Annotated in this window: 16 protein-coding genes; 12 read left to right on the forward strand and 4 right to left on the reverse strand. The window is 67.7% G+C overall.

All coding sequences use genetic code 11. The annotated features are described in order from the left end of the window. Nucleotides 1–888 (reverse strand): ectoine/hydroxyectoine ABC transporter substrate-binding protein EhuB, encoded by an 888-nt coding sequence (gene ehuB, locus ACFWO8_RS05945; protein WP_378944240.1) that lies wholly within the window; start codon nt 886–888, stop codon nt 1–3. A gap of 258 nt (nt 889–1,146) precedes the next feature. On the opposite strand from ehuB, the gene ACFWO8_RS05950 reads away from it, so the two are divergent. The 3 genes from ACFWO8_RS05950 to ACFWO8_RS05960 all read left to right on the forward strand — a co-directional run bounded on the left by ACFWO8_RS05950 (nt 1,147) and on the right by ACFWO8_RS05960 (nt 5,777). Continuing rightward, entirely contained in the window at nt 1,147–2,895 is a 1,749-nt protein-coding gene (locus ACFWO8_RS05950) for a proline--tRNA ligase (RefSeq protein ID WP_378944243.1), read from the forward strand. 174 nt (nt 2,896–3,069) lie between these two features. After that, nucleotides 3,070–3,897, forward strand: a complete 828-nt coding sequence (locus ACFWO8_RS05955) for a hypothetical protein (protein WP_378944248.1) — start codon at nt 3,070–3,072, stop codon at nt 3,895–3,897. A 128-nt stretch (nt 3,898–4,025) separates the two neighbouring features. After that, complete coding sequence (locus tag ACFWO8_RS05960; RefSeq protein ID WP_378944254.1) at nt 4,026–5,777, forward strand: acyl-CoA dehydrogenase family protein; 1,752 nt, start codon at nt 4,026–4,028, stop codon at nt 5,775–5,777. 210 nt (nt 5,778–5,987) lie between these two features. On the opposite strand, the gene ACFWO8_RS05965 is transcribed toward ACFWO8_RS05960, so the two are convergent. Further along, nucleotides 5,988–6,419 carry a ferritin-like domain-containing protein gene (locus ACFWO8_RS05965; protein ID WP_378944257.1) on the reverse strand — a complete coding sequence of 144 codons (432 nt, stop codon included), beginning with the start codon at nt 6,417–6,419 and terminating at the stop codon, nt 5,988–5,990. Next, nucleotides 6,416–7,171 (reverse strand): hypothetical protein, encoded by a 756-nt coding sequence (locus ACFWO8_RS05970; RefSeq protein ID WP_378944260.1) that lies wholly within the window; start codon nt 7,169–7,171, stop codon nt 6,416–6,418. The genes ACFWO8_RS05965 and ACFWO8_RS05970 overlap by 4 nt, the downstream gene beginning before the upstream one ends. Nucleotides 7,172–7,354: 183 nt before the next feature. Between ACFWO8_RS05970 and rimP the strand changes: the two genes are divergently transcribed. From rimP to ACFWO8_RS06005, 7 genes are all read left to right on the forward strand, one after another. Beyond that, a complete protein-coding gene (gene rimP / locus ACFWO8_RS05975; protein WP_378944264.1) occupies nt 7,355–7,984 on the forward strand; it encodes a ribosome maturation factor RimP in 630 nt (209 codons plus the stop codon). After that, on the forward strand, nt 7,981–9,009 hold the full coding sequence (gene nusA / locus ACFWO8_RS05980) for a transcription termination factor NusA (RefSeq protein WP_378944269.1): 1,029 nt from the start codon (nt 7,981–7,983) through the stop codon (nt 9,007–9,009). The genes rimP and nusA overlap by 4 nt, the downstream gene beginning before the upstream one ends. 69 nt (nt 9,010–9,078) lie before the next feature. Beyond that, nucleotides 9,079–9,390, forward strand: a complete 312-nt coding sequence (locus ACFWO8_RS05985) for a YlxR family protein (protein WP_378912298.1) — start codon at nt 9,079–9,081, stop codon at nt 9,388–9,390. Between the two features lie 108 nt (nt 9,391–9,498). Further along, nucleotides 9,499–12,534: a translation initiation factor IF-2 gene (infB, locus tag ACFWO8_RS05990; RefSeq protein WP_378944274.1), complete on the forward strand. Its 3,036-nt coding sequence runs from the start codon at nt 9,499–9,501 to the stop codon at nt 12,532–12,534. A gap of 95 nt (nt 12,535–12,629) precedes the next feature. After that, the gene (locus ACFWO8_RS05995; RefSeq protein WP_056811534.1) at nt 12,630–12,923 is read left to right on the forward strand and encodes a DUF503 domain-containing protein; all 294 of its coding nucleotides are present in this window, start codon (nt 12,630–12,632) and stop codon (nt 12,921–12,923) included. A 90-nt stretch (nt 12,924–13,013) separates the two neighbouring features. Further along, nucleotides 13,014–13,460: a 30S ribosome-binding factor RbfA gene (gene rbfA, locus ACFWO8_RS06000; protein ID WP_378912296.1), complete on the forward strand. Its 447-nt coding sequence runs from the start codon at nt 13,014–13,016 to the stop codon at nt 13,458–13,460. Between the two features lie 3 nt (nt 13,461–13,463). Beyond that, complete coding sequence (locus tag ACFWO8_RS06005) at nt 13,464–14,462, forward strand: bifunctional oligoribonuclease/PAP phosphatase NrnA (RefSeq protein WP_378944279.1); 999 nt, start codon at nt 13,464–13,466, stop codon at nt 14,460–14,462. 76 nt (nt 14,463–14,538) lie between these two features. On the opposite strand, the gene ACFWO8_RS06010 is transcribed toward ACFWO8_RS06005, so the two are convergent. Beyond that, complete coding sequence (locus ACFWO8_RS06010; RefSeq protein ID WP_378944282.1) at nt 14,539–15,702, reverse strand: MFS transporter; 1,164 nt, start codon at nt 15,700–15,702, stop codon at nt 14,539–14,541. A 378-nt stretch (nt 15,703–16,080) separates the two neighbouring features. Between ACFWO8_RS06010 and ACFWO8_RS06015 the strand changes: the two genes are divergently transcribed. Both ACFWO8_RS06015 and ACFWO8_RS06020 read left to right on the forward strand, forming a co-directional pair. Next, entirely contained in the window at nt 16,081–17,430 is a 1,350-nt protein-coding gene (locus ACFWO8_RS06015; RefSeq protein WP_378944287.1) for an MATE family efflux transporter, read from the forward strand. Between the two features lie 140 nt (nt 17,431–17,570). Beyond that, complete coding sequence (locus ACFWO8_RS06020) at nt 17,571–18,512, forward strand: metallophosphoesterase family protein (protein ID WP_378946139.1); 942 nt, start codon at nt 17,571–17,573, stop codon at nt 18,510–18,512. The last annotated feature ends 45 nt before the right edge of the window (nt 18,513–18,557 follow it).

The raw sequence follows: 18,557 nt of genomic DNA on the forward strand, positions 1-18,557 counted from the left end.
TCAGATTTCGCCCTTGCACAGCTTGGCCGTCGTGTACTTCGGATCCGGCAGTTCGCGCTCGGTGAACCCGAACTTCCCGACGATCGACAGGTACTTGTCCTTGTCGCTGGTGATCTTGGTCAGCTCGGCGTTGTAGGCGGCGAGCAGGTCGGGATCGGTGGTGCGGAACACAGTGCCACCGGCGCCGACCTGCGGCTTGCCGTCGATGACGGCCACGAACGACGGTGTCACGTCGACCGCGGCGTTGGGGGTGTGGCTCTCGAGCCAGTTCAGCGAGATCGCGGTGAGCGCGAACACGTCGGCGCGCCCGGAGGTGACCGCGTCCATGCCGTCCTGCGGGGTGCCGACCTGGGTGGCGTCGATGCCGAGCGAGCTGGCGTAATCGGATTCGATGGCGCCGGTCATCGCGGCCATCTTCGCGCCGCTCGCCTTGATCGACTGCATATCCGTCAAATTCATCGGATTACCGGGTTTCACCATCAGCGCGGTGGTGTACATGAATTCCGGTTCGCTGAAAGACGCCTGTTCACAGCGTTTCGGCAGGATAGACATGCCGGCGCTGACCGCATCGAATCGATTGGCCTGCAGGCCGGGGATCAGGGCGCCGAACTCGGTCTGTACACCGTCGACGGTCTTGATGCCGAGGTTGGCGAAGATCTCCTTGTGCAGGGCCACGGTCGCACCGGTGAGCTGGCCGCCGTCTTCGAACGAATAGGGCGCCTCACCGGCGAAACCCACGGTGATCGTGCCTTTGTCCTTCAGTGACTGCAGGAGCTGACCGCTCTCGTTGGGCTCGGTCTTGGTACATCCGGCGAGGGCCGCGGCCACCAACGCGGCACCGGCGAACACTGCTGTACAGCGCTTCGACATGGATTTCGTCTCAGCCATTGTGACCTCTCGCAAGGGCAGCGTCACCGCTACCAATTCTCTGTTGTAAGTGCGTAATTGACTTATAGGGAAAACCTAGTCATCTCAGAATTGCCAAGTGCGGTTACGTTATCAGGTTGTTATCTGATGATTGAAATAGATTTGTAATGGGTAACCTGATGCGCGCTCTTTACCGGAACCGGTTTTCGGGGTCTGGCGGAGCGCCCAGGTGGTAATCGGCTGTCGCCCGGCCAGGACCAGGGACTACCCTGTGCATCCGTGATCACCCGCCTCTCCCGCCTGTTCCTGCGCACCCTGCGAGACGATCCCGCCGACGCCGAGGTGCCCAGCCACAAACTGCTCGTTCGCGCCGGCTACGTCCGCCGGGTCGCCCCCGGCGTGTACTCGTGGCTGCCGCTCGGTCTGCGCACGCTGCGCAAGATCGAGGACGTGGTGCGCCAGGAGATGGACGCCACCGGCGCCCAGGAGATCTCGCTGCCCGCGCTGCTGCCACGCGAGCCCTACGAGACCACCAACCGGTGGACCGAGTACGGCCCCGGCCTGTTCCGGCTCAAGGACCGCAAGGGCGGTGACTACCTGCTCGGGCCCACCCACGAGGAGCTGTTCGCGCTCACCGTGAAGGGTGAGTACAACTCCTACAAGGATCTGCCGGTCACCCTGTACCAGATCCAGACCAAGTACCGCGACGAGGAGCGGCCCCGCGCGGGCATCCTGCGCGGGCGCGAGTTCGTGATGAAGGACTCCTACTCCTTCGACATCGACGACAACGGTCTGACCAACAGCTACGCCACCCATCGCAAGGCCTACGAGGCGATCTTCGAGCGGCTCCGGGTCGAGTACGTGATCGTGGCCGCCACCTCCGGTGCCATGGGCGGCAGCGCGTCCGAGGAGTTCCTCGCCGCCAGCCCCGTCGGTGAGGACACCTACGTGCGCTGCGTCGAGTCCGGCTACGCGGCGAACGTGGAAGCCGTGGTCACGCCCGCGCCCGCGTCGCTGCCCATCGAGGGTCAGGCCGCCGCGGTCGAGTACGACACCCCGAACACCCCCACTATCGCGACGCTGGTCGACTGGGCCAACGAGGCGAAGGTCCTCGACCGTACGGTGACCGCCGCCGACACGCTGAAGAACGTGATGGTGAAGCTGCGCCACCCCGACGGCAAGACCGAGATCCTCGGCATCGGCGTCCCCGGTGACCGCGAGGTCGACGACAAGCGTCTCGGCGCCGCCGTCGAGCCCGCCGAGGTGGAACTGCTCACCGAGGCCGACTTCGTCGCCAACCCCTTCCTCGTGAAGGGCTACATCGGCCCGAAGGGGTTGGCCGCCAACGGTGTTCGCTACCTCGTCGACCCCCGCGTCGTCGAGGGCACCGCGTGGATCACCGGCGCCGACGTCTCGGGCAAGCACGTGGTCGGCCTGGTCGCCGGTCGTGACTTCACCCCCGACGGCACCATCGAGGCCGCCGAGGTCCGCGACGGCGATCCCTCGCCCGACGGCGCGGGCCCGCTGGTGTCCGCGCGCGGCATCGAGATCGGCCACATCTTCCAGCTCGGCCGCAAGTACACCGACGCCTTCGACGTCGACGTGCTCGGCGAGAACGGCAAGCCGGTCCGCCTCACCATGGGCTCCTACGGCATCGGCGTCTCCCGCATGGTCGCGGTGATCGCCGAACAGCAGCACGACGAGAAGGGCCTGCGCTGGCCCGCCGAAGTCGCCCCCTTCGACGTGCACGTGGTGATCGCCAACAAGGACGCCGCCGCCCGCGACGGCGCCGAACACGTAGTCGCCGGCCTGGACGCCGAGGGCCTCGAGGTCCTCTTCGACGACCGCACCGCCTCGCCCGGCGTGAAGTTCAAAGACGCCGAACTCCTCGGCATGCCTTGGATTCTCGTCATCGGCCGCGGCTGGGCCGAAGGCAAGGTGGAACTGCGCAACCGCTTCACCGGCGAAGCCGAGGAGATCCCGGCCGAAGATGCCGTCAGCGCGGTAACCGCCAAGATCCGCGGCTGATCTCGTCTCACCGATCGCGCTGTCCCACTTCTTGGGGGGCAGCGCGATTTGCTGTCTCAGGCGCCGATGCCGGCTGAAACTCGCTGGAACCGAATGGGTCTATGGCGCGTCTAATCCAGTAGACGAGGCTGAGCAATAGGGGATGGTGTGGGTAGGTACCGGAGTACGTCTGATTTGCCGCTGCCGGAGGATTGGAAACGCAAGGCATTCGGCGCGTACCGCTATATGGTGCTGCCGTTCGTGTGCGCGCTGGCCTTGTGGCCGATGGTGTTCAGCGCGATCTTGGTGATGGTGACGGAATCGGTGGCGGGCGGATTCTTCCTTCTCGCGCTGATCGGCCCACTGGCCGCCGCGTTGACCTGGTGGGGATTGTCGGAGCTGCCACGATCCGCTCCGGTGGCCGCTGACATTCGTGCCACCGATACGGGTCCCGCACTCGCGTTGCCCGTGGCGCGCCCGTCCTCGGCCGGACGTTTGGTGTGCGTAACGTACGGAGTGGTCGTTCTCGGGGCTGGGTTGTGGCACTTCATCGCATCGTTGAACGACGACTGGTCGATGGGAGCCGCGTACTTATTCATGATCTCCTTGCCCGCATTGGTCGCTCTACTCATCGGCTTCGGCATCTACCAGCCCCCTCGAAAGACCCTCGGCAACGTCGGCATCGTGCTTACGCCGCAGGACATCGCGATCGACTACGGCAAGGGTCCGACCAGCGTTGCCTGGCAGGATGTCACGGCGGTCGGCGCCCAAAGCCGCAAGGAGTCCCGATTGAGCGGCGGCACCAATGTGATCACCCTTGTCATCGGAGATGCCGATACCGGCTACCGAACCATCGATATCGAACACACCGAGCTCGAGACCGACCCGACCCGTCTCTATCACCTGTTCGTCTTCTACGTGCGCAACCCTGGGATGCGAGCGGAGCTCGGGACCGAACTCGGGCTGGATCGCTTCCGGCGCGCCGGATATGTGGGCGAATACCAGACCCCGGCCACGCTGTGATCGCCCCGGCGCTGGGTGTCGTCGAACAGGAGGCCGGGCGGTCCGAACTTACGGCTACGTAGGCGAAAGTGCTGGTAGCGGGTTCGAGGGTCGTCGAGGCGAGTGGGCGGCGCTGATAAGTTAACGGCATGACGAGTTCGCCCAGCCTGCTGTTCAACCCGGCCACCTACGACCCGCAGCATTTCGATGCCGAGACGCGGCGGCTGCTGCGCGCCACCATCGAGTGGTTCGAGTCCAAGGGCAAGGCGCAGCTGCTGGTCGAGGATCGCGACGCCGTGTGGACCTCGGAGTTCCTCGAGTTCGTCGGCAAGGAGAAGCTGTTCGCGACCTTCCTGACCCCGGCCGCCTACGCCGACGGCGACCCGAACAAGCGCTGGGACGCGGCGCGTAACGCGGCCCTGGCGGAGATCTTCGGCTTTTACGGACTTGCGTATTGGTACGCGGAACAAGTCACGATTCTGGGCCTCGGCCCGATCTGGCAGAGCGACAACGAGATCGCCAAGCGCAAGGCCGCCGCCGATCTCGACGACGGTCAGGTGATGGCGTTCGCGTTGTCCGAGCGCGACCACGGCGCCGACATCTACAACACCGACCTGATCCTCACCCCGAGCGAGCCGGGCAGTGCCGACGCCGAGGCGGGCATCCTGTTCCGGGCGAGCGGCGAGAAGTACTACATCGGCAACGGCAATGTCGCCTCGATGGTGTCGGTGTTCTCCCGGCGCGGTGATGTCGAGGGCCCCGAAGGCTACGTCTGGTTCGCCGCCGACAGCCGCCACGACAACTACCACCTGATCGAGAGCGTCATCCACGGTCAGATGTATGTCAGCCACTTCCGGCTGGAGAACTACCCGGTGACCGCCGCCGACGTGCTCCACGAAGGGCCCGAAGCCTTCTCGGCCGCGCTCAACACCGTCAATGTCGGCAAGTTCAACCTCTGCCACGGCGGCATCGGCATGGTCGAGCACTCGTTCTTCGAAGCCATCACCCACGCCAACAACCGCATCCTCTACGGCAACCCGGTCACCGACTTCGCTCATGTGCGGGGCAATTTCGTCGACGCCTATTCGCGGCTGATCGCGATGAAGCTGTTCAGCGACCGCGCCGTCGACTACTTCCGCAGCGCCTCGCTCGAGGACCGCCGCTACCTGCTGTTCAACCCGATGACCAAGTCCAAGGTCACCTCCGAGGCCGAGGTCGCGATGACCCTGCTACTGGATGTGCTGGCGGCCAAGGGTTTCGAGAAGGCCACCTACTTCGCGCAGGCCTCGCGCTACATCAACCACCTGCCGCGCCTCGAGGGCACCGTGCACGTGAACGTGGGCCAGATCCTGAAGTTCATGCCGAACTACCTGCTCAACCCGAAGGAATACCCGGCGATCGGCACCAACCTCGAAGCAGGCGACCAGCCGTTCTTCTGGCAGCAGGGTCCGGCACGCGGAGCGGGCAAGGTGCAGTTCGCCGACTGGACCCCCGCCTACGAGCAGGCAGCCGAGGTCCCGAATGTCGGCCGGTTCTACGAGCAGGCCCAAGCGCTGCGCAACCTGCTGCTCACCGCGGCCCCCGACGCGGCCCAGCAGAAGGACCTGGACTTCATGCTGACCATCGGCCACCTGTTCTCCACGGTGGTCTACGGCCAGCTGATCCTCGAGCAGGCCGAGCTCACCGGGCTCGACCGCGATGTGCTCGACCAGATCTTCGACTTCCAGATCCGTGACTTCAACACCCACGCCACGGCGGTGCTCGGCAAGCCGTCGGTCACCGAGGCTCAGCGTGCATGGGCGATCGCTGCCCTGCGCAGCCCGGTCGCCGACGCCGAGCGTTTCGACCGGGTGTGGCAGCAGGTAGCGGCCTACGACGGCGCGTACGCGATGCGCCCGTAGTCGGGCCCTCGGTTCCGGGTGGGTCGCTGAGCTACCCGGAACCGTGTCCGAACCCCGCCGAGGAGCAATGCTGAACTGGTCGGCACGGTCGTCATCGGTGGATCGGTTCGGCCGGATATCGGCTCGCTATGAGCCGACCATCGACCGGATCGCCCATGGGTCGAGTCGTCTGTGCAGGGCCCGGAATCGCCACAAATGTCGGCTCGTTGCCTACGCCCGCCCCGGGAAGGTGACGGTGACCGGGACCGATCCCAGAATCGTCTGCCAGCGGGCGCGGCGGACGGCGGCCTCGGTGAGTGCCTCCGTCGCGGTGGCGCGGACCGATTCGTCGGTCGCGTTCTCGACGACCGCGTACCACGCTGCGGCACAATCGGATTCGACGCTCACCGCCAGATGAGCGGCCGGGATCGGGTCGTCGACCGGCGCGGGCGGGGTGTAGGCGGCGCCGGGGGCGTTCGGTGCTGTGCCCTCTGCTTCGAGCAGCTCGACCGTGGCGTCACGGCGTGCTCGATGCGCGGCGCTGAACTCGGCGACCAGGCGGGATCGGTCGGCGTTGGCGTACGCGGCGATCAGGCCGTAGGAGTAGACGGCGGCGTACTCGGCATCGAGCGCGTTCTGCAGGGACTTGCGCTGTTCGGTCATGTCAGCAGGACTCCTGCCTGGGTGGCGCAGGCCGCACTGATCGACGCGAGAAGTCCGGCGCGATAACCGGATTCGGTGCGGGCCAGGGCGGCGGCGGATTGTTGGGAGCGGACCAGCTGATCACGCAACTGCGCGACGGTAGTCGGCTGCGCGGCCGCGGTCTCGACTTCGGCGGCGGGCACCGGGGAACCATCGGGGCCGGGCACGGTCACTGTGCCCGTGCGATGTACGGGGGTGGTGCCGTCGCCGTAAACGCCGATCACCCGGTCGATTTCGGTGCGAAGCGCGTCGGCATGGGCAGTGCGCTCGGTGGCGATCGTGCTCAGCGCGGCGTTCGACTGCGGTGCCAGCGCGATCGCGGCCGTCGCGGCGGCGGCATCGGCTCGGGCCAGAACCTCTTGCGCGGCAAGAGAATCCGGCGCGTGCACGGTATCGTCCGCAGCGCAGGCGGCTAGCGCGGCCACTGCGGGAATGCCGATCGCGCTCGCGCCGACGAGTCGCAGCAGTGTGCGGCGGCGCCACATCGACCGTGTGTCGGCCGGAGCGGGCACCGACGGTGAAAGCCGCTGCACCGGTGTGGGATGCGGCACTATGGCGGCTGGGCGCGGCGGGGTCGCGCCGGTGGGAGTCGGCGTCGACCCGGCGAGGTGCGCGGTGGCAGGCTCGACCCGTAACTGATGGGGTTCGTGCCGGTCGGAGCGCATGCCGGAAGGTCGCCCGGCTCTCGGCGGGACGGTATGGCGGTGGGGCACGTGCACCATCGTGCCAGATCGCGCGCGGGTAGTTCGCGCGCGCGGCGACACGCCTCGGGCACGCCGAGTCGGACCGGTGCGTGGTGCTCAGCGCCTGGTCCTTTACACTCTCTGAGCGCGTTACGCTAGACCTTCGGCGTAGATATTTCCGATCGCGTCACAACTGAACCAGGAGCCGCCCATATGCCGATGCCCACCGAGGAAAGGGTGAGCCAGCTTGTCGCTGAGCTCGTCGCACGCCGGGGGTTCGACCTCGAGGGCGTCGCGATCGTGGCTGCGGGCAACGGCGAGTTGGCTCCGGTTCGGGTGAAGGTCACCGTCGACAGCGACGGCCCCGCGAACCTGGACGCCATCGCCGCGATCAGCCGTGAGATGTCCGAACTTCTCGATGCCGCAGGCGATTTCGGCGAATCCGCCTATCTGCTCGAAGTGACGACGCCCGGCGTGGAGCGCCCGCTCAGCACCGAACGGCACTGGCGGCGCGCACAGGGCCGCAAGGTCCGCGTCAAGCTGGCCGACGGTGCCGAGCGGATCGAGGGCAAGGCCCGTTTCGACGCGCGCGTCGGCCCACTCGCCGACGACGCGACCATCGCACTCGTCATCGGCGGCAAGGCGAAGCCGCATCGCGTTCATGTGCGGTTGGCCGATATCGCCGAGGCTGTCGTCCAGGTCGAATTCAACGCACCGGGCGCCGCCGAACTCGAACTCGCCGGCGGCATCGCGCCGGGCCGCCCGGTACCGGGCGAAGAGCCCGCCGACCTGGCCGCGCCAGGACAACACCTTGACACTCCCACCGAAGGGGTTGCGGAATGAATATTGAAATCGAAGCCTTGCGGGCGATTGTCGCCGACAAAGGCATCTCGATCGAGACCGTGATCTCGGCGATCGAGTCGGCGCTGCTCACCGCCTACCGGCACACCGACGGCCACGAGGCCAACGCACGCATCGACATCAACCAGAAGACCGGTGTGGTGCGGGTGATGGCGCGTGAACTCGACGCCGACGGCAACCTCGTCTCCGAATGGGACGACACCCCTGAGGGTTTCGGCCGCATCGCCGCGACCACCGCCCGCCAGGTGGTGCTGCAGCGGCTGCGTGACGCCGAGAACGAGAAGTCCTTCGGTGATTTCGCCACCCATGAGGGCGAGATCGTCGGCGGTGTGGTCCAGCGCGACGCCAGGGCGAATGCTCGCGGCATCGTGGTGGTTCGCATCGGCAGCGAGGCCAACGGGGCCGAGGGTCTGATCCCGCCCGCCGAACAGGTGCCGGGGGAGACCTACGAGCACGGCGACCGGATCAAGTGCTACGTCTACGGCGTCTCGCGTGGCCAGCGTGGCCCGCAGATCCAGCTCTCGCGCACGCACCCGAACCTGGTGCGGCGGCTGTTCTCGCTCGAGGTGCCCGAGATCGCCGACGGCTCCGTCGAGATCGTCGCGGTGGCCCGCGAGTCGGGACACCGTTCCAAGATCGCCGTGCAGTCCACCGTGCCCGGCGTGAACGCCAAGGGCGCGTGCATCGGCCCGATGGGCCAGCGCGTGCGCAACGTGATGAGCGAACTGGCGGGCGAGAAGATCGATATCATCGACTACGCCGAGGATCCGGCGACCTTCGTCGGCAATGCGCTCTCGCCGTCGAAAGTGGTATCGGTCACGGTCGTCGATCCCGACGCCAGGGCGGCCCGCGTGATCGTGCCGGACTTCCAGCTGTCCCTCGCCATCGGCAAGGAGGGGCAGAATGCCCGCTTGGCTGCCCGTCTGACCGGCTGGCGCATCGATATCCGCAGCGACGCGGCTCCGCAACCGGACGACTCCACCCGGCCGGAAGCGCACCGTAGTTGATCCAGGCACATCGAATCCCTGCCTGCGGATGACATGTTGGTAACTTCCGGAGGGGAGGGGTTCGTCGTTATGACCGGGTCACCGGTAGAGTGGGTACAGGACCGGCCCGCGCAATCCGTTCGCACCTGTATCGGATGCCGTCAGCGTGAGCCATCTGCCGACCTGTTGCGGATCGTTGCGCAGCATCGGAACACCGATGTCGCGATTGTTCCCGATCCGCGGCGCAGACTTCCCGGACGGGGTGCCTGGCTGCACCCCGTTTCAGCTTGTTTGCGTTCCGCAGAGCGGCGCCGAGCATTCGGCAGAGCCCTACGAGTGTCCGGAAATCTGGATATCTCAGCCCTGGAGCAGTACCTCGAGAACAGGCACGAGCACTCATGAGCACACCGTGAAGCACCAACGATGAACGTCCGTCGGAGATAACCCGAGGTCGTGCGGGCCCGCCTTACCTAGGCGGCGTCACTGCTCGGCCTCTCAGTGAGGAGAGCAGTGGCAGGCAAGGCCCGCGTGCACGAGTTGGCTAAAGAGCTCGGTGTCACAAGCAAGGAACTACTCGCGAAGCTCAAGGAGCAAGGCGAGTTCGTGAAGTCGGCGTCCTCGACGGTGGAAGCACCCGTCGCACGTCGTCTCCGTGAATCTCTGGCGTCGAAGTCCGCTCCGGCGGCCGATGCCAAGTCGGCGGCCCGTCCCGGCCCGTCGGCGGCAGCGGCAGCAGCCCGTCCGGCTGGTGCCAAGCCCACCCCCGGTGGCCCCCGCCCCGGTCCGCGCCCGGCTCCGGCCGCTCCCGCCCCGGCAGCTCCTGCCGCGCCGGTTGCGCCCAAGGTCGAGACCGCTCCGGTCGAGGCGAAGCCCGCACCCGCGGCACCCGCGAGCCCCGCTCCGGCCGCCGCGCAGTCGGCTCCGGCCGCCAAGCCCGCAGGCGCCCCGGCGCCCGGCCCGCGTCCGGCTCCCGCCGCGCCGCGTCCGGCACAGGCGCCCGCAGCGCAGACCCGTCCGGGTCAGGCCACTCCCGGTGCGGCCGCTCCCGGTCCGCGTCCGGCCGGTCCCGGCCCGAAGCCGGGGCCCAAGGCTCCGCGCGTCGGCAACAACCCGTTCAGCTCGGCCCCCGATCGTGAGCGTCCCGCGCCGCGTCCGGCCGGTCAGGGTCAGGGTCAGGGTGGCGCTCGTCCGACTCCGGGTCAGGGCGGTCCCCGTCCGACTCCGGGTCAGGGCGGTCCCCGTCCGGCTCCCGGCCAGGGTGGTCCCCGCCCGCAGGGTGGTCAGGGCCAGCGCCCGGCCGCCGCGCAGGGCGGTGCCCCGCGTCCCGGTGGTCCCCGTCCCAACCCGGGTTCGATGCCTCCGCGTCCGAACCCCGGTGCCATGCCGGCACGTTCGGCACGTCCTGCCCCCGGTGGCGGCGCGGGTCGTCCCGGTGGCGGCGGTCGTCCCGGTGGCGCTCCCGGTGGTGGCGGCGCAGGCCGTCCCGGTGGTGGCGGCGGTGGCGGTTACCGCGGTGGCGGTGGCGGTGCTCCCGGTGCTCCCGGTGCCGGTGCTCCCGCGGCCGGTGGTTTCCGTGGTCGTCCCGGTGGCGGCGGCGGTCGTCCCGGTGGCCCCGGTGGCCGTGGTGGCGCGGCAGGCGCGTTCGGTCGTCCCGGCGGCGCTGTCCGTCGTGGTCGCAAGTCGAAGCGGGCCAAGCGCGCCGAGTACGAGAACATGCAGGCTCCCGCCGTCGGTGGCGTGCGGCTGCCCCGCGGCAACGGTGAGGTCATCCGCCTCGCTCGCGGCGCGTCGCTGTCGGACTTCGCCGAGAAGATCGACGCGAACCCCGCTGCTCTCGTGCAGGCACTGTTCAACCTCGGCGAGATGGTCACCGCGACCCAGTCGGTGAACGACGAGACCCTCGAGCTGCTCGGCGGCGAGATGAACTACGTCGTCCACGTGGTCAGCCCCGAGGACGAAGATCGCGAACTGCTGCAGTCGTTCGACCTCACCTACGGCGAAGACGCCGGCGGCGAGGACGACCTCGAGCACCGTCCGCCGGTCGTGACCGTCATGGGTCACGTCGACCACGGTAAGACCCGACTGCTCGACACGATCCGTAAGGCCAACGTCGCTGAGGGCGAGGCCGGTGGCATCACCCAGCACATCGGTGCCTACCAGGTGCTCACCAACCTCAACGAGGAAGAGCGCCTGATCACCTTCATCGACACCCCGGGTCACGAGGCGTTCACCGCCATGCGTGCTCGTGGTGCGAAGGCCACCGATATCGCGATCCTCGTGGTCGCGGCCGACGACGGCGTCATGCCGCAGACGGTGGAGGCGATCAACCACGCGCAGGCCGCGGATGTGCCGATCGTTGTCGCGATCAACAAGATCGATAAAGAGGGTGCGAACCCGGACAAGATCAAGCAGCAGCTCACCGAGTACGGCCTGGTCACCGAGGAGTACGGCGGCGACACCATGTTCGTCAACATCTCGGCCAAGCAGGGCACCAACATCGATCAGCTGCTCGAAGCCGTGCTGCTGACCGCGGATGCCTCGCTCGACCTGCGGGCCAACCCGGACATGGACGCCCAGGGTGTCGCCATCGAGGCGCACCTCGACCGCGGCCGTGGCCCCGTGGCCACCGTGCTCATCCAGCGCGGCACGCTGCACGTCGGTGACTCGATCGTGGCGGGCGACGCCTACGGTCGCGTCCGTCGCATGGTCGACGAGCACGGCGAGGACGTCCACGCGGCGACCCCGTCGCGCCCGGTCCAGGTCATCGGTTTCACCTCGGTGCCCGGCGCGGGCGACAACCTGATCGTGGTCGAGGAAGACCGCATCGCCCGTCAGATCGCCGATCGCCGCAATGCGCGCAAGCGCAACGCGCTGGCCGCTCGCAGCCGCAAGCGGATCAGCCTGGAAGATCTGGATGCCGCCCTGAAGGAGACTTCGGAGCTCAACCTGATCCTCAAGGGCGACAACTCCGGTACCGTCGAGGCCCTCGAAGAGGCGCTGCTCGGCATCCAGATCGACGACGAGGTGCGTCTGCGCGTCATCGACCGCGGTGTCGGTGGCGTCACCGAGACCAACGTCAACCTGGCGTCGGCCTCGAACGCGATCATCATCGGCTTCAACGTCCGCGCGGAGGGCAAGGCCACTGAGCTGGCCAACCGCGAAGGCGTCGACATCCGGTACTACTCGGTGATCTACCAGGCGATCGACGAGATCGAGAAGGCCCTCAAGGGCATGCTCAAGCCGATCTACGAAGAGGTCGAGCTGGGCCGGGCGGAGATCCGCGCGATCTTCCGTTCGTCCAAGATCGGCAACATCGCCGGTTGCATGGTCACCTCGGGCTCGGTCAAGCGCAACGCCAAGGCGCGCCTGATCCGTGACGGTCGAGTGATCGCGGAGACGATGACCATCTCCTCGCTCAAGCGGGAGAAGGACGACGCTCCTGAGGTTCGCGAAGGTTTCGAGTGCGGTATGACCGTCACCTACAACGACATCAAGGACGGCGACATCATCGAGGCCTACGAGCTTCGTGAAAAGCCGCGCGACTGATCAAACGCAATACCGTTCGACCCACGCCGCATCCGATTCTTCGGGTGCGGCGTGGGGTCTTGCGGGATCCCCCATCTACCAGGAGGTGAGCACCGCTGTTCATCGGTGCGCTCGAATTCGATCTACTGCTCGGTGACGTGCATTCGCTCAAGGAGAAGCGGTCGGTGATCCGGCCGATCCTCGCCGAGCTCCAGAAGCGCTTCGGCGTGAATGCGGCCGAAGCCGGCGATCAGGACCTGCACCGCCGGGCATTGCTCGGTGTGGCCATGGTCAGTGCGGAAACGGGACACCTCAACGAGGTGCTCGACAAGTGTGAGCGGCACGTTGCCGCGCGTCCGGAGATAGAGTTGCTGGCAGTACGCCGCCGGATCTTCGGACCCGAAGACTAGAGGCTGCGGCACGGGTGTCAAGGCCCGGAGGCGGGAGCCTGCGTAACCACGCAGGGCCTCACCCGTGCCGCCGAAGAGAGGAGCACTCCCATGGTGGATCAAGCCAGGGCACGCCGACTCGCCAAGCGGATTTCCGCGATCGTGGCTACCGCGATCGAATACGAGATCAAGGATCCGCGATTGCGGTTCGTCACCGTCACCGATGCCAAGGTGACCGGCGATCTGCGCGAGGCGAACGTGTACTACACGGTGATGGGCGAGACCATCGATGCCGAACCCGACTACGTCGAAGCCGCCGCCGGACTGGACGCGGCCAAGGGTGTGTTGCGGTCCAAGGTGGGCGCGGGTACCGGAGTGAAGTTCACCCCGATCCTGTCTTTCACTCTCGACAAGGTGCCCGAGGTGGCCCGCGAGATGGAAGAGTTGCTCGCCAGGGCGCGCGCCATCGACGACGAGGTGGCCAAGGTCGCCGCCAATGCCAAGCACGCGGGCGAGGCCGACCCGTACAAGGCCGATCGCGACGACGAAGACGAGTAGGCGGTGACCAGCGTCCGCGACGGGACCGAACTGGGCGCGGCCGTCGCCGCATTGGCGGCGGCGCGGTCGGTGACGATCCTGTGCCACGTGCAGCCCGATGCCGACACCGTCGGTAGCGGGCTCGCGCTGGCGTTGGCGCTGCACCGGCGCGACGTACCGGTGTGCGTGTCCTTCGCCGAGCCCGCTGAGCTGCCCGCCTCGCTGCGGACCCTGCCCGGTGTGCGGTTGATCGTGCCACCGGCGCAGGTGCCGCACGAAGTCGACCTGTTGATCGTCGTCGACTGCGGCGCGCGCAACCGTCTCGGTGCTCTCGCGGACCGATTACCCGGTGCGACAATGACATTGGTGATCGATCACCATCGCGCCAACGACGGCTTCGGCACCGTCGACCTGATCGACGAATTCGCGGCCTCGACGACCGAACTGGTGACCCGGCTGCTCGACGCCTGGGGCGCGGAGATCGACGCCGACATCGCGCACTGCCTGTTCGCGGGTCTGGTCACCGACACCGGCTCGTTCCGCTGGGCCCGCCCCGGTAGCCACGCTATGGCTGAGCGTCTGCTCGCCACCGGCATCGACGGCACCGAGATCACCCGTGTCCTGCTCGACACCCACCCCTACGCCTGGCTCCCGATGCTGTCGACGGTGCTGTCCACCGCCGTGGTCGTGCCATCCGCCGGCGGTGTCGGCCTGGTCTACGCGCTGGTCCGCGCCGCCGACACCCACGATGTGGGTCCCGAAGAGGTCGAAAGCGTCATCGACGTCATCCGCACCACCGCCGAAGCGGGCATCGCCGCGGTGTTCAAGGAAGCCCGCGGCCACAACGACCGCTGGACCGTCTCACTGCGCTCCCGCGATTCCGCCCCCGGCCGCACCGACGGCGTCGACGTCGCCGCGGTCGCCAGCGGTTTCGGCGGCGGCGGCCACCGCTTCGCCGCCGGCTACACCACCTACGGAAACGCCGATGATGTTGTGCGCGCACTGATTACCGCACTCGGCTGACCTCTCGATCGCGGTGATCGCCGCGTGGTGGTGTCACCAGATCGGGGCAGTTGCGCTCGGTGTCGTTCGGTGGTGTTCAGACCGCCGCGGCGCTGTCGCGGCGGAGGCGGAGAGCAAGGGGGACGCCGAGGATTGTTGTGGTGGCGCAGAGGGTGAAGGCTAGGGATGGGGTGTCTACCAGGAGGCCGGTCAGGCCTGCCACGACGAGGCCGCCGAGGTTGCCGGTCATCCAGATGAGGCCCGCGGCGGTGCCTTCGGCGGCGCCGGTGTGGCGTTCGGCCATGGCCAGGACGATCGGGAGGGCGGGGAGCAGCGTCATGCCGATGAGGGCGAAGGCCACGAATCCTGTCGCCAGGCCGGGGGCGAGGGCGACGAGCAGGCAGGCGGCGGCGCTGGCGGTGAGGCCGACCAGCACGGCGGGAAGTTCGACGCCGCGGCGCAGGACCGCGACCGGTACCACCGCGCAGCCGACCACACCGGCGAGCACGTTCACCAGCAGCACGATGCTCGCCGCGTCGGCGCTGACACCGGACGGTTCCAGCAACGCCTGGCCGAAGGTCGCCAGCGCGACGAACGTGCCGAAGGGGAAGAACACGGCGACGCAGAGACGCCGCACATACCGGTCGCCGATGGTCGCCCGGAGCGCGCTGAGCGAGGTCGAGGTGCTCGCCGCGGGCCCGGTACCCGCGCGCATCAACTCGACGGTCAGTGCGATCGCGGCCAGGGCGGCGAAGATCGTGCCGACCGCGGTGAGCGTGGTGAGCTGGCTTTCGGCGGGGAGCGCGGCACCGAGCACGAACGCCGCCGCCATTCCGGCGAAAGTGCTCGCGGTGCCGACCGCGATGCCGGTCGGCCGATCCTTCTCGTCGAGATAGTGCCCGGCGATTCCGGTGATCGCGTTGAGCACCAGCGGTTGCGCGATCGCGACGACGGTCTGACCGATGAGCACGATCGCGAAACCGCCGTCGAGCAGGCGCAGCGCCGCGCCGATGGCGGTGAGTACCGCTCCGGCGATCAAGCTGGGCCGGAACCAGCGATCCAGTGCGATCCCCGCGGGAACGGCCAGCACGACGTAGAGCAGCGGGAACATGTTCGCCAGCCACCCGACCGCGGACTCGGAGACGCCGAAGTGCTCCGCCGCCACGGTCGTCACCGGCGCATAGGTGAGCCACACCAGCTGGGTCGCCGCGCCGACCAGGGCGAACGCCGTGATCACCCGCCATCGCTGCACAAACACCATGGTCGATCCTGAGTTGTTCGGGCGAACCGGGTGTCCGCGGCGTGATGTCGTCCACCCGAGCTGGGCGGACGACCAGTATCGCCGCCCATCCTGCCCGCCGTCCACACTTCAGACCTGCGATTCATGCTGATCGGTTGGTATGTCGGCAGTTCCGTCCGCCGACGCCGACTTGATCGACAGTTCGTGTGGTGGAGGCAGGCCGAGAACTCGGCTGCCGCGCGGCGATCATCCCCGGCGGTCGGCGAGATCGTCCTTGTGGCGATGCGCGCGATGGGCGATGTTGTCGGTGGCGTGTGCCACCATCGGCAGGTCGGCAGCGCGTTCGCGCCCAATTGTTCGTGGTGACCGTGGGAGGTCGGTGTGGGGTCCGCTGAACCGATGGATGAGGCCGTGACCGGCGAGGTCGACCGGGCCGGGCCACGGCGCATTCTCGGCATCGCCGTGCCTACCCTGGGCGTGTTGGTTGCCGAGCCGCTGTATCTGCTCTTCGACATCGCGGTGGTCGGCAGGTTGGGGGCGCTGGCGCTGGCCGGGCTGGCCGTCGGGGCGGTGATCCTCGGGACGGTGAGCACCCAGCTGACGTTCCTGTCCTACGGGACGACCGCGCGCGCGGCCCGCAGACACGGTGCGGGGGACCGGATGGGTGCGGTCGAGGAAGGCGTACAGGCCAGTTGGGTGGGTGTCGCGGTCGGTCTGGTGATCGTCGCGGTGATCCAGGTGTTCGCGGTGCCGTTGTGTTCGGTGCTGTCCGGCGGTGGGGAGATCGCCGACGAGGCGCTCGCCTGGGTACGGATCGCGCTGTTCGGCGTGCCGTTGATCCTGCTGTCGATGGCGGGTAACGGGTGGATGCGCGGCGTGCAGGATGTGCGACGACCATTGACCTACGTGGTGGTGGGACTGGCACTCTCGGCTGTGCTCTGTCCGGTCCTGGTATACGGATTGCTCGGTGCGCCGCGGATGGAACTGGCCGGTTCCGCGGTGGCGAATCTCGTCGGCCAATCGGTCTCCGGTGTCCTGTTCGCCTATGCCCTGCTGCGCGAACGTGTTTCGCTACGGCCACAACTCGCGGTGATGCGCGCTCAACTCGTGCTCGGCCGCGACCTCATCGTCCGCAGCCTGTCCTTTCAGATCTGCTTCGTCTCCGCCGCCGCGGTGGCCGCCCGTTTCGGCGCCGCGTCCGTCGCTGCCCACCAACTTGTCCTGCAACTCTGGAATTTCCTTGCCCTGACCCTGGATTCGCTCGCCATCGCCGCCCAGACCCTGGTCGGCGCGGCTCTCGGTGCGGGAAACGCGCACGGCGCCAAGGCGATCGCCCGCCGGGTAACCGTCTGGTCCGAGATCTTCGCCCTGCTCCTGGCCGCCGCCTTCGCCGCAGGTGTGACCGCGATCCCGCTGCTGTTCACCGACGATCCGGAGGTTCTCGAACGTGCCCACGTCATCTGGTGGTTCTTCGTCGCCATGATCCCGGTCGCCGGCGCCGTCTTCGCCCTCGACGGCGTCCTCCTCGGCGCGGGCGACGCCGCCTTCCTCCGCACCGCGACCCTCGCCGCCGCCCTGACCGGCTTCCTCCCGCTGATCTGGCTGTCGCTGATCTTCGACTGGGGCGTGGCAGGAATCTGGTCGGGACTGGTCGCCTTCATGCTGCTGCGATTGATCGCCGTCGTCGCCCGAGCGAAATCGGGCCGCTGGGCCAGGGTGGGGGCCGACGTACCGAGCGGGGCGGCGTGACTCAGCGCGGACAGGGGCTCGACACACGGTTTCCCGGACCGCTGGACCACCTCGTCGCCGAGGCCGCGGACGCGCAGGGGTGAACCCGGAGGTGTCGCGTGTCCGGGGTGTGCGACTGTGGACAGGTGAATCCGAAGTTGATGGCGGTCAGCGATGTGCATGTGGGGCATCAGGGGAACAAGCCTGTGGTGGAGCAGATCGTTCCCGACTCGCCCGAGGACTGGTTGATCGTCGCCGGTGATGTGGGGGAGAAGGCCGAGGAGGTGCGGTGGGCGCTGGAGTTGTTGCGCGGCCGCTTCGCCAAGGTGATCTGGGTGCCGGGTAATCACGAGCTGTGGACCACGCCGAAGGATCCGGTGCAGATGCACGGCGCCGCCCGCTACGACTATCTCGTGGCGATGTGTCGTGACCTCGATGTCGTCACCCCGGAGGACCCGTTCCCGGTGTGGACGGGAACGGGTGCCGAGAAGTACGGCGGCCGGGTCACCTTGGCACCGATGTTCCTGCTCTACGACTACTCGTGGCGACCGGCGGGCACGAAGACCAAGGCGGAGGGTTTGGCACTGGCGCGCGAACGCAATGTCGTCGCCACCGACGAGTTCCTGCTGACCCCCGACCCGTACCTCACCCGCGATGCCTGGTGCCACGCCCGCGTCCAGTACACCCAGCGCCGCCTCGACGCGCTGCCCCCCGAAACCCCGCTGGTGATGATCAACCACTTCCCCCTGGTCCGCCAGCCCACCGACATCCTGTTCTACCCGGAGTTCTCGCTGTGGTGCGGCACCGACCTGACCGCCGACTGGCACACCAGCTACAACGTGGTCTGCTCGGTCTACGGCCACCTCCACATCCCCCGCACCACCTACTACGACGGCGTCCGCTTCGAGGAGGTCTCCCTCGGCTACCCCCGCGAATGGAAACGCCGAGGCATGCCGAACCCGCTCCTACGCCAAATCCTGCCCGACCCGGTCTATGCCGAAGGCGACCTGAACTCCTGGGGCGGCCACTTCAAGGTAACCCCGGAGATGGAAGCCGCAGCGGCGGAAATGCGCGAAAAAGCCGAACGCAGACGAGGCATCTAAGCGCAAATTTGCACGAGAACGCCACGCCTGATTTCGTAAGAACAT

Origin of the sequence: Nocardia sp. NPDC058480 (assembly GCF_042720495.1) — a bacterium.
Taxonomy (GTDB): Bacteria; Actinomycetota; Actinomycetes; order Mycobacteriales; family Mycobacteriaceae; genus Nocardia.